The organism is Anaerovorax odorimutans DSM 5092 (assembly GCF_000426305.1).
Taxonomy (GTDB): Bacteria; Bacillota; Clostridia; order Peptostreptococcales; family Anaerovoracaceae; genus Anaerovorax; species Anaerovorax odorimutans.
Window position 1 is genome coordinate 25,129 of record NZ_AUFC01000022.1, and the last position, 13,405, is coordinate 38,533.

Annotated in this window: 13 protein-coding genes; 12 read left to right on the plus strand and 1 reads right to left on the minus strand. The window is 31.9% G+C overall.

The window, feature by feature from the left end; genetic code table 11:
• Positions 1-184: 184 nt before the first annotated feature.
• The 8 genes from K292_RS0109110 (at position 185) to hpt (ending at position 8,141) form a co-directional block, all read left to right on the plus strand.
• Entirely contained in the window at positions 185-823 is a 639-nt protein-coding gene (locus K292_RS0109110; RefSeq protein WP_027399579.1) for a CYTH domain-containing protein, read from the plus strand.
• An 84-nt stretch (positions 824-907) separates the two neighbouring features.
• Positions 908-2,191, plus strand: coding sequence for a trigger factor (gene tig / locus K292_RS0109115; RefSeq protein WP_027399580.1), 1,284 nt, complete (start codon positions 908-910; stop codon positions 2,189-2,191).
• A gap of 59 nt (positions 2,192-2,250) precedes the next feature.
• Positions 2,251-2,832, plus strand: a complete 582-nt coding sequence (gene clpP, locus K292_RS0109120) for an ATP-dependent Clp endopeptidase proteolytic subunit ClpP (RefSeq protein WP_027399581.1) — start codon at positions 2,251-2,253, stop codon at positions 2,830-2,832.
• 15 nt (positions 2,833-2,847) lie between these two features.
• The gene (gene clpX, locus K292_RS0109125) at positions 2,848-4,140 is read left to right on the plus strand and encodes an ATP-dependent Clp protease ATP-binding subunit ClpX (protein WP_027399582.1); all 1,293 of its coding nucleotides are present in this window, start codon (positions 2,848-2,850) and stop codon (positions 4,138-4,140) included.
• Positions 4,141-4,334: 194 nt separating this feature from the next.
• The gene (lon, locus tag K292_RS0109130) at positions 4,335-6,644 is read left to right on the plus strand and encodes an endopeptidase La (RefSeq protein ID WP_027399583.1); all 2,310 of its coding nucleotides are present in this window, start codon (positions 4,335-4,337) and stop codon (positions 6,642-6,644) included.
• A 29-nt stretch (positions 6,645-6,673) separates the two neighbouring features.
• Entirely contained in the window at positions 6,674-7,261 is a 588-nt protein-coding gene (gene yihA, locus K292_RS0109135) for a ribosome biogenesis GTP-binding protein YihA/YsxC (protein ID WP_027399584.1), read from the plus strand.
• A 3-nt stretch (positions 7,262-7,264) separates the two neighbouring features.
• Positions 7,265-7,597 carry a YkvA family protein gene (locus K292_RS0109140; RefSeq protein ID WP_027399585.1) on the plus strand — a complete coding sequence of 111 codons (333 nt, stop codon included), beginning with the start codon at positions 7,265-7,267 and terminating at the stop codon, positions 7,595-7,597.
• Between the two features lies 1 nt (position 7,598).
• On the plus strand, positions 7,599-8,141 hold the full coding sequence (gene hpt, locus K292_RS0109145; RefSeq protein WP_027399586.1) for a hypoxanthine phosphoribosyltransferase: 543 nt from the start codon (positions 7,599-7,601) through the stop codon (positions 8,139-8,141).
• 217 nt (positions 8,142-8,358) lie between these two features.
• Here the strand turns inward: hpt and K292_RS0109150 are convergent, their stop codons facing one another.
• Entirely contained in the window at positions 8,359-9,525 is a 1,167-nt protein-coding gene (locus tag K292_RS0109150) for an iron-containing alcohol dehydrogenase (RefSeq protein WP_027399587.1), read from the minus strand.
• Positions 9,526-9,757: 232 nt separating this feature from the next.
• Between K292_RS0109150 and speB the strand changes: the two genes are divergently transcribed.
• The 4 genes from speB (at position 9,758) to K292_RS0109170 (ending at position 13,375) form a co-directional block, all read left to right on the plus strand.
• Positions 9,758-10,696 carry an agmatinase gene (gene speB / locus K292_RS0109155; RefSeq protein ID WP_027399588.1) on the plus strand — a complete coding sequence of 313 codons (939 nt, stop codon included), beginning with the start codon at positions 9,758-9,760 and terminating at the stop codon, positions 10,694-10,696.
• A 72-nt stretch (positions 10,697-10,768) separates the two neighbouring features.
• A complete protein-coding gene (locus tag K292_RS0109160; protein WP_027399589.1) occupies positions 10,769-10,981 on the plus strand; it encodes a hypothetical protein in 213 nt (70 codons plus the stop codon).
• A gap of 78 nt (positions 10,982-11,059) precedes the next feature.
• The gene (locus tag K292_RS0109165; RefSeq protein WP_169515450.1) at positions 11,060-12,466 is read left to right on the plus strand and encodes a cytosine permease; all 1,407 of its coding nucleotides are present in this window, start codon (positions 11,060-11,062) and stop codon (positions 12,464-12,466) included.
• 66 nt (positions 12,467-12,532) lie between these two features.
• Positions 12,533-13,375 carry a MerR family transcriptional regulator gene (locus K292_RS0109170; RefSeq protein WP_027399591.1) on the plus strand — a complete coding sequence of 281 codons (843 nt, stop codon included), beginning with the start codon at positions 12,533-12,535 and terminating at the stop codon, positions 13,373-13,375.
• Positions 13,376-13,405 lie beyond the last annotated feature (30 nt).

The window sequence follows — 13,405 nt, forward strand, 5'->3', positions numbered from 1 at the left end:
TAAATAATCTTATTTTAATATACCCTGTTTATTTATTGCTTAAACACTTAAAGGATAACAAAAAATCTATGGTTGTTTTGCAAAGTAAATTATGATATTATAAGTAAGCACGATTATCAGCAAAGTTTTATGAATGTAAATTTTTTACTATATGTTAAAACTAAAGCGAATAGGGAATAATAATATGGAAATAGAAATGAAATACGGCATTGGGGATAAAGATATTGCCGAAAACATTTGGGAAGACCCTGAACTTACAGCTATTGTAGATGAAGAGTCTAGAGAAAAGATCTATATGAAAGCAGCTTATTTCGATACTGACGATAATATACTTTCGAAACATGATATTGCTTTTCGTGTAAGAATGGAAGGAAACCGAGTTGTAGCTTCATTAAAATGGAATGGTGAAGCAGATGACGGACTTCATGCTAGGGAAGAGATAAATGTTCCTGTAAACGATGAAGCATGTTTTATAAATCCTAATCCTGAAATTTTTAAAGAAAGTGAATCAGGTCAAGCCATGTTAGAATTAATTGCTGATAAGAAGCTCCATAGCTTACTTGAAACACGATTTATAAGAAGCAGATTTAGAATTGATACAGGAAGCAGTCTTTGTGAAGTAGCAATAGATGTTGGAGATATTGTGACAGACTTCGGCAGCTTGCCAATTTGCGAGCTTGAAATTGAGTTGTTTTCTGGAGAACAAGAAGATATGATAAAAATAGGAAACAAACTAAAAGAAAAGTATGGTTTGGTTTGTGAAAACAGAAGTAAATATGCAAGAGGTTTAGAACTTTTAGAAAAAAATCAATATATAGATTAACAACAATTTTTATTAAAAACTTTAAAATTTATAATATTTTATTTTGGTTGTTAATTTATTTATAATTTAGGAGGAAATATATTAATGAAATCAACATTTTTATCAAGAGAAAAAAACGAGGTAAAATTTACAATTGAATTTACGGCAGAGGAATTTGAACAGGCGGTAATAAAAGCTTATCAAAATACAAAGCATAAATATGCAATAGATGGATTCAGAAAGGGAAAAGCCCCAAGAAAATTAATTGAAACACATTATGGAGAGGATATTTTCTTTGAAGATGCTATCAATGATATGTTTTCACAAGGATATCCTGAAGCATTGCAGACACTTGAGCTTGATACTGTAGATCAGCCAAGAGCAGATTTTGACAAAATTAAAAAAGGTGAAGGTGTTAACGTTACCCTTACTGTTACTGTTAAACCTGAAGTAGAAGTAAAAGATTATAAAGGTGTTAAAGTAAATAAAATTGTTCATGAAGTAATAGATAAAGATATTGATAAAGAATTAGAAAATTTACAGAACAGAAATGCAAGAATGGTACTTGTAGAAAGACCTGCGGAAAACGGTGATACTGTACTAATTGACTATGCTGGATTTGTAGGTGACCACCAATTTGAAGGAGGTACTGCTGAAAGACAGCCTTTGGAATTAGGTTCAGGTTCATTTATTCCTGGATTTGAAGAACAATTAGTAGGTGCTGTGGCAGGAGAGGAAAGAGATGTTAAAGTAACTTTCCCTACTGAATATCATTCAGATGATTTAGCAGGTAAAGATGCGGTCTTTAAATGTGTTGTTCATGAAATAAAAGCAAAAGAATTACCTGAATTAAATGATGAATTTGCAAAGGATATAAGTGAATTTGATACACTTGAAGAGTTAAAGAAAGAAACAAGAGAGAAACTTGAAAAAGCAGCTGTTTCAAGAGCTGAGTTAGAGACTAAAAATGCAATACTTGAAAAAGTCTATGATGCAAATGATGTAGATATTCCTGATGCAATGGTTGAATCTCAGATTGATGAAATGATGCAGGAATTTGCTCAGCAGCTTCAATATCAGGGATTAGATCTTGAAAAATACTTTGAATATCTGCAAAAGGATCCTAAAGAATTCAGAGAAGAACTTAGAGAAGATGCATATAAGAAAACTAAAACCAGACTTCTGGTTGAAGCCGTAGCAGATGCAGAAAAATTTGAAGTGACGGAAGAAGAAATGGACAAAGAGCTGATGGCAATGGCTGATCAATATAAAATGGAATTGAATAAATTAAAGGAAGCTATGGGAAGTGAAAACTTCGGTTTCTTGGAAAAAGACATTAAAATGAGAAAAGCTGTTGAATTTATGTTTGAAAATGCAGTAATTGAGTAATATATATAAGGAGGCATTAAATTTAATGCCTCCTAAATAAATCTAAGGGGGTGACGTTCATGGCGTTAATACCAATGGTAATAGAACAAACAAGTAGGGGCGAACGTTCTTACGATATTTATTCAAGATTATTAAAAGATAGAATTATTTTTTTAGGTGAACAAGTAGATGAGCATACATCTAGTTTGATTGTTGCACAACTATTGTTCTTAGAATCAGAAGATCCGGATAAAGACATTAGTTTTTATATAAATAGTCCTGGAGGATCCATTACGGCAGGTATGGCAATTTATGATACTATGAGATACATTAAACCTGATGTATCCACAATTTGTATTGGTATGGCTGCAAGTATGGGAGCATTTTTACTTTCTTGCGGGGCAAAGGGCAAAAGATTTGCTCTTCCTAATTCTGAAATCATGATACATCAGCCATTAGGTGGCGTTAATGGTCAGGCAGAAGATATTAGAATACATGCTGACAGAATTATTAAAACGAGAGAAAAATTAAATAAGATTTTAAGTGAAAATACAGGTCAAGATTTGGCACGTATAGAAAAAGATACAGATCGTGATAATTTTTTAGATGCAGAAGATGCAGTTAAATATGGGATTATTGATAAAGTAATTTATTCTAGATAATAAGGGGGTGTTTATATGAGTGGAAAATATACAGATACAAAGCAATTAAAATGTTCGTTTTGCGGAAAACCACAGGATCAAGTAAGAAGATTAGTTGCAGGGCCAAATGTATATATTTGTGATGAATGTATTGAACTTTGTCAGGATATTATAAATGAAGAATTGGCAGCTATGTCAGAATCAACTGACAATAACGAAAACACTAATTTTGAATTACCTAAGCCAAAAGAAATAAACAAGATATTATCAGAATATGTAATTGATCAAGACGATGCAAAGAAAGCACTTGCAGTAGCAGTTTACAATCATTATAAAAGAGTAAATGCTAGTGAAAAGCTTGCGGATGATGATGTGGAAATACAAAAAAGTAATATCATTATGATTGGACCTACAGGTTCAGGTAAAACTCTTTTTGCTCAAACCTTAGCTAAAATTTTAAATGTACCTTTTGCAATAGCAGATGCAACAGCATTAACAGAAGCAGGTTATGTGGGTGAAGATGTAGAAAATATTTTATTAAAATTAATTCAAGCTGCAGATTATGATATAGAAAAAGCACAAAAAGGCATTATATATGTTGATGAAATAGATAAAATAACAAGAAAGTCAGAAAACCCTTCTATTACTCGAGATGTGAGCGGAGAGGGAGTGCAGCAGGCGCTGTTGAAAATTTTAGAAGGTACTGTTGCAAGTGTTCCGCCTCAAGGAGGAAGAAAACACCCTCATCAAGATTTTATACAGTTTGATACAACAAATGTTTTGTTTATATGTGGTGGGGCATTTGATGGATTGGATAGTATTATTCAAAAAAGAATAGGTGAAAAGACAATTGGTTTTAACTCTGACATGAAAAAATCAACTATGGCAGCTTCAGAAACTTTAAAGCTATTACAAGTAGAAGATTTATTAAAATACGGATTGATACCGGAATTTGTGGGAAGACTACCTGTAATGGTGACGTTAGAAGAACTAAATAAAGAAGCTTTAGTAAGAATTATAAAAGAACCTAAGAATGCCATATTAAAACAATATAAAAAATTATTTTTAATTGATGGTGTTGAGCTTGAAATTGAAGATGAAGCCATTGCAAGAGTTGCTGAAAAAGCAATAGAGAGAAAAACTGGAGCGAGAGGATTAAGAAGTATATTAGAAAATGTTATGACAGACATTATGTATGAGATTCCTTCCAGAGAGGATATTACAAAATGCATTATAACAAAAGGAACAATTGATTATAATACGGGACCGGCTTTGGTGCTTGTAGAGGCTAAGCAAAACAAGAAAAACGAAGAAGAGACTGCATCATAAAACAGACGGCCTAAGGCCGCCTGTTTTTGATTAAAAATACACTGCAGAAAGGCGGATGAGGATAAGTGACAGAGGAAAAGGATAAAAAAGCAAAAGAAGAACAAGAAAACGAAAAATATGAAAATATAGATAGTGAATTAGAAGAGGAAATAAAGGCAGAAATAGAGGCTGCTCTTACAAAGGAAGAAAAGGAAATGGATAATACTATGCCAATGATTCCTCTTAGAGGGCTTTCTATTTTTCCTTATATGGTACTTCATTTTGATATAGGAAGAGAAAAATCAATAAGTGCTTTAGAAAAGGCAATGATGTTGAATCAGAAGATTTTTTTAGTATCACAAATTGATGCTGAAACAGACCTTCCTACAAGCGATGATTTTTATAAGGTAGGTACTATTGCAAAAATTAAGCAAATGCTGAAACTTCCAGGGGATTCTATTAGGGTTTTAGTAGAAGGAATTGGAAGAGGAGAAATAGAAGATATAATTTTTGAAGTACCTTATTTTAAATGTGCCATTAAAGAAATAGAAGAAATACAATATGAAGAAATTCCAACTAAAATTCTAGCGCTTATGCGTTCTGTTTTAGATAGCTTTGAACAATACTTATCATTAAGTCAAAAAATTTCAATAGAAATATTTCCCGCAGTTGCAGGTATTGAGCAGCCAAGTAGATTAGCTGATATTATTACTTCTCATTTAGATGTTAAAACAGACATAAAGCAGAAAATATTGGAAGCTATAGATCCAGAAGAGAGACTTGAAATATTAATTGAAATATTAAACAGTGAAGTAGAAATCCTTAAAATAGAAAACGACATTAACTCAAAGGTAAAAACACAAATTAATAAATCACAAAAAGAATATTACCTTAGAGAACAAATGAAGATAATACAAGAAGAATTAGGTCAGGATGCAGATATTGAAGATGAAGTTGATGATTGGTTAACACAGTTGAAAAAGCTCAAGCTTCCGGCTAAGACTTCAGAAAAAATAGAAAAAGAAATTAAGAGATTGAAAAAAATACAACCCGGCTCAGCAGAAGGCGGAGTAATTAGAACCTATATTGAATGGATCTTTGCATTACCATGGAATAAAATGTCAAAAAGCAATGTAGATTTAAAAAAAGCAGAGAAAATTTTAAATGAAGATCATTACGGATTAGATAAGGTAAAAGAGAGAATTATAGAATACCTTGCAGTAATGCATCTTTCCAAAACCCTTAAAGGCCCTATCCTTTGTCTTGTAGGACCTCCGGGAGTTGGTAAAACCTCTGTGGCTAAATCTATTGCAAGAGCAGTAAACAGAGAGTTTGTAAGAATGTCTCTTGGCGGTGTCAGAGATGAAGCGGAAATTAGAGGACACAGAAGAACTTATATTGGTGCAATTCCCGGTAGAGTAATATCTGCTATGAAGGATGCAGGTACGAAAAATCCTGTATTTCTACTTGATGAAATTGATAAGATAGGTTCTGATTTTAAGGGAGACCCTGCTTCAGCATTGTTGGAAGTATTAGACCCTGAGCAAAATAAGGATTTTAATGATCATTATCTTGAAATTTCATTTGACTTATCAAAAGTTATGTTTATAACAACTGCAAATACTATAGACACAATTCCTCGTCCTTTGTTAGACAGAATGGAAGTTATAAGCGTAACAGGATATACTGAAGAAGAAAAAGTTGAAATTGCAAAGCAATATTTAATTCCAAAGAAAGTAAAAGAGCATGGACTTAAAGATGAGAATTTAACTATCTCAGAACCTGTAATCAGAAATATTATAAATTATTATACGAGAGAATCAGGAGTAAGAAATCTTGAAAGAGAAATTGCAAATATTTGCAGAAAAGCTGCTCGTAAGATAGTTGAATATAACGCAAAAAGAATTCGTTTAACAACGGGAAATCTAGAAAATTATTTAGGTAAAAAACGATTTAGATATGATATCATAGAAGGAGTAAATGAAGTAGGTGTTACAACTGGACTTGCTTGGACAATTGTTGGAGGAGATACTTTATTTATTGAAACTACCATGGTTCCTGGTACCGGTAAACTTGTTTTGACAGGTCAACTTGGAGAAGTTATGCAAGAGTCAGCAAAAGCGGGTATAAGCTATATTCGTTCTAAGACAAAGGAACTTGGAATTGATGAAAAGTTCTATAAAGAAAATGATTTGCATATTCATATTCCAGAAGGTGCAACACCAAAGGATGGCCCTTCTGCTGGAGTGACTATGTGTACTGCAATCATATCTACTCTGACTAATACTCCTGTAAGAAAAGAAGTAGCTATGACAGGAGAAATAACTTTAAGAGGAAAAGTTCTTCCGGTAGGTGGCATAAGAGAAAAAGTTTTGGCAGCACATAGAGCCGGAATTAAGAAGATTTTACTGCCTGTTGATAATGAAGTAGATATTGAAGAAATTCCTGCAAATGTACGTAAGAAATTAGAGTTTGTTCTTATTAACAGTGTGGATGAAGCATTAGAACATGCTCTTGTTAGGTAAATTTTGCATTAGATTGAAAAGAGGAACAGATGATAATAAAAAAAGCAGATTTAGAAGCGGTGGCCGTAAAAAAAATGCAGTATCCAGACGAAGGTTTAAAGGAAATTGCCTTTGCAGGGCGATCTAATGTTGGAAAATCATCCCTTTTAAACTTAATTGTAAACAGAAAAAAGCTTGCGAGAGTCAGCGGAAGTCCTGGTAAGACAAGAACTATTAACTTTTATATAATTAATGATGAATTTAGAATAGTTGATTTGCCTGGATATGGATATGCTAAAATATCTAAATCAATTTCTGAAAATTGGGGAGATATGATAGAAACATATTTATCCACAAGGCAAAACCTTATAAAAGTTGTTCAGCTTGTGGATATCAGGCATGCACCGTCTAATCAGGATATTCAAATGTATGAATGGTTAAAGCATTATGGGTTAGACGGCATTGTGGTTGCTACAAAAGCAGATAAAATATCCAGAAATGAAATGTTTAAAAATATTAGTATTATTAAAAAAACTCTTGGTCTTAAATCAACTGATAAGGTTATTCCTGTTTCATCTTTGAAGAGAACCGGGTATGATGATCTTATGAATGAATTAGAAAGGCTTTTGGAGGGCTGATTTATGCAGTTTATTTTTTTTCAAGTATTATTTAAAAGAATAAAAGCTATTAAATTTTTTTTAAAGGATAAAGAAGTTCCAAAACGAAAAAAAATAATTATAGTGCTTGGCATTATATATCTGGTTTTACCTGTAGATTTAATTCCTCCTGTCTTGTTTCCTATTGCATGGATGGATGATGCGGTATTATGGATATTTATTATCTGGTACTTGAAAGATGAACTTGATAAATATTGGCTGGGCGAAGAGCCTGTTGATCCTAAGAAAAAATATCATGGTAAAAAAATTATAGATGATGTTAACTTCGATATAGAAAAAGAAAAGGAGCATTCGTGATATGGAAGAAAATTATACATTTGGTGAAGTGATGATTACAGAAGAGCAGATAAAAAAAAGAGCTAAAGAAATCGGCGCTGAAATTTCAAATGACTTTAAAGGTGAAAAAATCTTAGCAGTTGGTATTTTAAAAGGTGCTGTTCTATGGATGAGTGACCTCATTAGAGAGATAACAGTTGATACTCAAATAGATTTTATGGCTGTAAGTAGTTATGGGGCCTCTACTAAAAGTTCAGGTGTAGTTCAGATTATAAAAGACCTTGATACAGGTATTGAGGATTTAAATGTTATTATTGTTGAGGACATTATAGATTCAGGTATTACACTTCATTATTTGAGAGATTATTTATTAGGAAGGAAACCAAAATCATTAAAAATTTGTACATTATTAGACAAGCCTGATCGCAGAGAAGCAGATATTAAAGTAGATTATACTGGCTTTGTGATAGAAAATAAGTTTATTGTAGGGTATGGATTAGATTACAATCAGCTTTATAGAAACATACCTTATATTACTTGTTTAGAAGAGGTTAAAACTGTGTAATCATATTTTTTTGATCCTATAGTAATAACTAATCGATAGTTTTGATTATATTTGATGGAACATAAATAATAAAATGGAAGACACCGATGTTAATGGGTGTCTTCCATTTTGGCAAAAATACTGTATATTTTATGTACACAGCCATGACTTGTTTATTTAAGTAAAAAGGCATTTTAAATTTGGCAAGTTTAGTTTTTGATTATTATAGTTTATTTTACTACGCTTCAAAAGCTCTTTTAAAAATTTGTAAAAATTCTGCTTCCCCAACAGATCGAGGATTACTTCCAACAGATACGTTTACGGAAGCTCTCTTAGCAAGTTCCTCTATATCTTCTATCTTTGCATCAATTTCATTAATCGTCGGAATCATTAAGTCTTTATTTAATTTTTTTAATGCTGCAACTGATTGATAAGCAGCATCTCTAACAGACATTCCATCAATGTTTTCACCAAGAGCTTTTGCAATTTCTGCAAATTTATCAATATCAGATACAAAGTTATATTCTACTACAAACGGTAGTAATATGGCATTAGCAATACCGTGAGGTGTATCATAAAGACCTCCTAATGCTTCCGCCATACAATGGACTCCTGCAATATCAGAATTTCCAAAACAAATGCCAGCAATTAAACTTCCAAGTAACATTTTTGCTTTAGCATCTACGGAATCTGTATAAACAGCATCTCTGATATTTTCTGCCAGCATTTTTATGGCAAAAATTCCACAAGCATCGGTTATAGGTTCTGATAGTGTACATGTATATCCTTCAATTGCATGAGTTAAAGCATCCATTCCCGTTGAAGCTACTATTTTTGAAGGAAGACTTTCAACAAGCAAAGGATCTACAAGAGCAGTCTTAGGTGCTATCAAAGGACTTCCAATACTCATTTTATAATGTCTATTTGTATCTGTAATTACAGACCAGAATGTAACTTCACTTCCTGTCCCTACTGTTGTAGGAATGGCGATTAAATTATCAATCGATTTTGTAATTTTATTTAAACCTTCATAGTCATTAATTATTCCACCATGTGTCATAAGCACTCCTACAGCTTTAGCTGTATCCATAGAGCTACCTCCTCCAATTGCAATCAAACAATCAACTGAATATCTTTTAGCTTCCTCATAAGCCTTTTGGACAGTTATATCTTTAGGATTAGGTTCTATAGAATCGAAAATTACATATTCTTTTATTCCTTCTTCTTCTAATTTTTTTGTTATTTTATCCACAACTCCGGCTGAAATCAAACCTTTATCGGTAATAATTATTGGTTTCGATCTGCCTAATTCTTTTACTTCCTTTCCAATTTCCTTATAAATTTCATAGCCAAATCGGATTTTCGTTGGAAGTATAAAATCAAAATTCTTCATATTTGTTTTCATAACTTTACCTCTCTGTTTCATTTTTGTTGGCATTTTGTTTTTCTTTATAAAATCGTAAGCTTTTGTGTAACACAAAAGTCAATAGGTTTTTACTAAAAATTTTATTTGAATAATTTACCATATTATAATTATTTGATTTTTTAAAAAATTCCCTTGACCTTTGTGCCACACAAAGGTTTATCGTAAGATTGAAATTAATATTTTACCGCTCAAGAGCGAAAAGGAGGAACTTATGTCAAAATATGAAACAAATTTTCCGTCAGACAGAAAGTATGAAGATGTAGATGTACATCTTCATTATGCAGGAATTTCTACTTTTGGAGGATATCCAAATACGAGAGAACTAAAGGATGTTGATATTGCCATTATGGGAATTCCATTTGACTGCGGAGTAACAAATAGACCTGGTGCCAGATTAGGTCCGCGTGGAATTAGAAATATGTCTAAACTCGCATGTATTTTTAACTATATGTGGGAAATGGACTTGGATGAAGTTTGTCCTAATATTATAGATTATGGTGATGTAGGGCATTATATGGGTCCGAGAACCACACAATATATGTTAGAAAAAAGTTACGAACATGCGAAGAAGATTCTTGATTCAGGGGCTAAGCTTTTAACTTTAGGAGGAGATCATACTATTCCTTATGGTCCTGTACGTGCAGCCAGTGAAAAGTATGGTAAAATTTCTCTTATTCATTTTGACAGTCATCAGGATTCTATCCCAAGTGAAGGTGAGTATTCACATGCAAATTTTGCATATGATTTACAGGCAGAAGGATATGTTGATTCTGAGAAATCAGTACAGGCATGTATTAGAACCGATATGCCTTTATGTGGTTATAATATTATTTATGCAAATGAAGTAATAGAAATGGGACCAAAGGCTTTGGCTCAAAAAATAAAGAGTATAGTTGGGAATAACCCAGTATACATAACTTTTGATATTGATGCTTTAGATCCTGCTTATGCACCTGGTACAGGTACTCCAGTATGCGGAGGTCCTACAACAAATGATGTACGTACAACTTTAAGAAATTTAGAAGGAATTAATTTAGTTGCGGCAGATATTGTTGAAGTATTACCTGCCTATGACTTTGGAGAAATAACTGCTTTAGCAGCGGCGTCTATAGCAAAAGATTTAATGTGTTTAATGGCATCTAATAAATAAGAGCTTTTGTATTATTAGCCATATATGCAAATTTTAATATTGCATATATGGCTGAAAAAAGGAGATATGAAAATGGGTAGTGTAGAAGAAATAAGGAACGAACTTAAGGGAAAAACCGGAATGGAAGAATCCGTTGAAAATGATTTGTTTGATAGTATTGCGGAGATTGAGAAGAAAGATGGAGTTATTGCACCTTTACCAAAAAAAGATTATTTATTAGCAATAGCTTGCGGGATTTTATTCGGAGTTACTATTGTAGTATTTCAAGCGTTTTTATATTTATAAAAGCCTATAAATTAATATTTAAGAATAATTTATTATAGGTTGCCTTTGAAATAAGAAGAATTATATATGAGGTGTGAAATGACAATACAGAAAGAATTTGATGCTAATAGAGAAGCTCAGTTTGATGTTTTACCTGTACTTGGTAAGGACAGAATTTACGGATTTCTTAATTATACTTATGTAATAACTGGGTTTGCTCTTGCAACATGGTGTTTTATGATTGGAGGGTCCCTATCTCTGTTTGTAGGATTTAAAACAGCAATTTTGGCTTCAATTTCCGGGAATATGATTGCTGTTTTATTAATGATTACAACTACTATGATCCCTTCTTCAAAATATGGAATTGATAATTATACAGTAGGAGGAAGTTTTCTGGGTCATAACGGAACGAAAGCATTAATGATTTTATTGGCAATTATACAAGCTTGCTGGATTATAGTATTTTCTTCTATGGTGGGGCGTGCTGTGATTCAAATTTTTATAAATCTTACGGGTGTTGAAGTAAAAGGCAAGGTTCCTTTATTAATACTTTCATTGCTTGCTGCCTTTGCAGTATGGGGTATTACATTGAAAGGTCCTAAGCTTATGGGTAAATTAAATACTATTTTTGCTCCTGTTGTTGTACTTATAATTATAGGTTCTATCTTAATTATGGGTAAAAAATTTGGATTTGATATGATATTTAATGCACAGCCTTTAGCACCATTTGAAAGCAAGTGGTTAAATTTTTTAATAGCTTTTGAATTAAGCTTAGGTGCAGGATTTTCATGGTGGCCTAATATGGGTGGCCTGGGCAGATTATGTAAAAACAGCAGGGCAGCTTATTGGCCTAATATTTTAGGTTTGGTTTTTGCAGCAACTTTAGGAACTGCTGCAGGAGTTGCGGCAGCACTACTTATAGGGACAACAGATCCATCTACTTGGATGATTCCAATAGGAGGAATTTTATTAGGAATTATAGCGCTTATTTCATTGAGTATGGCTAATTTAACTGCTTGTTCTATTATTACTTATAATATTTGTTTAGGTTTTAAGCAGATTAAATTTTTCTATAAAAAAGAATGGATCACTGTGACCGGCATATTTATGATACCTGTTTTAATTGGGATGTTTTTTTCTACTGCATTATATGATAAGTTTTATATTATTTTAGGATTAGCCTGTACCATTTATAGCCCTATCATAGCTATTCAATTTGTGGATTATTTTATATTCAGAAAACAGGATTTAGATTTAAGAGCATTGTATAATAAGACGGAGGATTCTAAATATAGATTTTGGAAGGGATTCAATCTTGTAGCAATATTTGTGTTTATTACAGCTATACCTGTATATTATTTGTTTTTAGATCCTGTTACTTTAGAATACACTAATGCATTCCAATATATTACGGCTACAGGAGGTGCAACTTTATATTCTTTAATAGTTTATTATTTTTTGGGGAAATTAATATTGTTTAAGAAAAAGATTGGTGGATATCAATAATTCTTTAAGTTATAATTTAGAAAATATATATTTATTTTCATATTTTAATTTTTGGAGTGATATGTTATGAAAGATATTATTTCAATTACCGAAATGGCTAAATTGCGTAATGTAACTACTGAAACTTTAAGGTACTATGACAGAATAGATTTATTTAAACCTATTTATGTTGATCCAGAAACAAATTATAGATATTATTCTATTCTTCAATATGAAAAACTGGGTACGATCAGAGAGTTGTGCAATTTAGGTATGCCTCTTAAGGATATTAAGACTTATTTAGAAAATAGAACGGTTAGAGGTTCTTGCGAATTGCTAATGGAACAAAAAAATTTACTAGATTCTAAAATTGATTCTTTAGTTAAGTTAAAATCTGAAATAGAAGAAAAGTTAAATTTTATCCGAGAACTTGAAGATACCGGAATTACAAATGAAATAAAAATAAAGCAATTTTCAAAAAGAAAGTATGTAACATTTAATCGTGTTGTTTCTGACGAAGTTGAACTAAGCTACGATTCAGTTCAATTAGAGAGCATGCTTCCTGATAAAGACAAAGCAATGCCTATTTTTGCTACAAATAGATACGGAGGTATTATATCAAAATCAGATATAGATAAAGGTAAAACCCCTTTGCTTGCTAAGATGATTATTCTATGCGATGAGGAAAATAAAGAGGTTAGCGATGATAAAGTTATAGAAATCGAAGAAGGAAATTTTGCTTGTTTGTATTTTATAGGAAAGTTCTGGGACAGAAGAAAAAGTATTGAAAATTTAATGGATTTTATAAAAAGAGGAGGATATATGCTGGCAGGAGATATTTTGCAGATGCAATGGGTAGATTATTCTATTACTAATAATTTAGATGAGATATCTTATGAATTTCAGGCCCCAATTAAAAAACTTGTGTAAATTTTAAATGATTACAGTTATATAATTTAA